The 1,809-nt window shown below is 60.3% G+C and carries 2 protein-coding genes; both read left to right on the top strand.

Going from position 1 to position 1,809, the window contains the following annotated elements; all coding sequences use genetic code 11:
- Positions 1–12 precede the first annotated feature (12 nt).
- Complete coding sequence (locus FJ404_19825) at positions 13–1,431, top strand: DUF1501 domain-containing protein (GenBank protein MBM3825094.1); 1,419 nt, start codon at positions 13–15, stop codon at positions 1,429–1,431.
- On the top strand, positions 1,428–1,809 hold a 382-nt coding region (locus FJ404_19820; GenBank protein ID MBM3825093.1), incomplete at its 3' end, for a hypothetical protein. The genes FJ404_19825 and FJ404_19820, both read left to right, overlap by 4 nt.

Below are 1,809 nucleotides of genomic sequence, written 5' to 3'. Positions count from 1 at the left end.
TCGCGCCGCGCCATGCTGGCAAAGTGCTTCAACGGAATCGGCGCGCTGGGGCTGGCTGCGGCGCTGGGTCAGCGTGCTTTTGGAGCCGAATTGCCGGGCCTGATCGCGCCGAGAGCTCCCCATTTTCCGCCCAGGGCGAAGCGCGTCATTCATCTCTGGATGAACGGTGCGCCCTCGCAGGTGGATACCTTCGATCCCAAACCCGCGCTTGAGAGATTCGCGGGCAAGCGGCCGGAGAGCACCGCAAAGCTGACCACTGAAAATGCCACCGGTGGGCTGATGCCGTCGCCGTTCAAGTTTTCCAAACACGGCCAGTCGGGGATGGAAATCAGCGAGCTGTTTCCGGAGGTCGCGAAGTTCGCGGATGACCTGTGCGTGATTCGCTCGATGCACACCGACGTCCCCGTCCATGAATCGTCGAACTGGATGATGTTTACCGGCAGTATTCAGCCGAATCGGCCCTCCTATGGCTCGTGGCTGCTCTATGGGCTGGGAAGCGAGAATGAAAACCTGCCGGGATTTGTCGTGCTCGGCGAACCCGGACAGCCGGTCAATGGCCCGTCGAACTGGAGCAGCCGATTCTTGCCGGGGATTTATCAGGGCTGCCAGGTCGCGTTGCCGAAGGACTACAATCCGCGCGAGGTGATTCCGTTTTTGCGGAACGCGCAGTTGTCGCCGACCACTCAACGGCGCGAGCTCGATCTCATCCAGCGACTGAACGCCATGCACATGGAGCGTCGCGGGGCCGAGAATGCGTTGAATGCGCGAATTCAATCGCTCGAAATGGCTTTCAACATGGAAAGCTCGGCGGCGGACGCTTTCGATACCAGTCAGGAAGCAGTGTCGACACTCGCGGCATACGGTTTGACCGGTCCGGGCGCTGAACTGGTGGCGAAGAGCGGCGATGGTGGATTCAAGCGTTCGACCTATGCGCGCAACTGCCTGCTGGCGCGTCGCCTCGTGGAAAGAGGTGTGCGTGTCGTTCAGATTTATTGTGGCAAGAGCCAGCCGTGGGATCACCACACCAAGAACAGCGAGTCGCATCGCAATCACGCCGCGGTTGTGGATCAGCCGATCGCCGCGTTGCTCGGAGATTTGAAACAGCGAGGCTTGCTGGAAGACACACTGGTCTTGTGGGGCGGAGAGTTTGGAAGGACGCCGACCTCACAAGGCGACGATGGCCGGGACCATAACCATCACGGCTTTACCGTCTGGATGGCTGGAGGCGGCGTGAAGGGAGGCATGACCTACGGATCCACGGATGAGTTCGGCTTCAAAGCGATCGATAATCGCGTGCATGTGCATGACCTGCACGCGACGATGCTTCATCTGATGGGACTGGATCACGAAAAACTGACCTATCGCTACAGTGGGCGCGATTTCCGTCTCACAGACGTCCACGGCGAGGTCGTGAGGGACATCATCGCGTGAGGCTGGCCTCCATACGTTTAGCTTGCCTGGTCGCCATCGGCCTCGCCGTCCCGCTGCGCGCTGAGGAAGCGAGCGGCATTGAGTTTTTCGAATCCAAAGTCCGCCCTCTTCTCGCGAGCCAATGCTACAAGTGTCACAGCGAGGAGGCCGCCAAAGCGGGAAAGCTAAAAGGCGCTCTGCGGCTCGACACCCGCGCTGGCGTCGCAAAAGGCGGCGAGGCAGGTCCGATCATCAAGCCGGGGAAACCGGAGGAGAGTCGGATGATCAAGTCCGTCCGATATACGGATGAAAATCTGCAAATGCCGCCGAAGCAGCGTCTGTCGGGCGAGGAGGTGGCCATTTTGGAAAAGTGGGTAGCGATGGGTGCACCGGATCCGC

The organism is Verrucomicrobiota bacterium (assembly GCA_016871495.1).
Lineage (GTDB): Bacteria > Verrucomicrobiota > Verrucomicrobiia > Limisphaerales > VHDF01 > VHDF01.
This window is presented reverse-complemented; position numbering and strand designations above follow the sequence as displayed.

What these genes read in the sequence shown, in the direction of transcription:
- FJ404_19825 (MBM3825094.1), top strand. Translation starts at nt 13, where the DNA reads ATGCTGGCAAAGTGCTTCAACGGAATCGGCGCGCTGGGGCTGGCTGCG.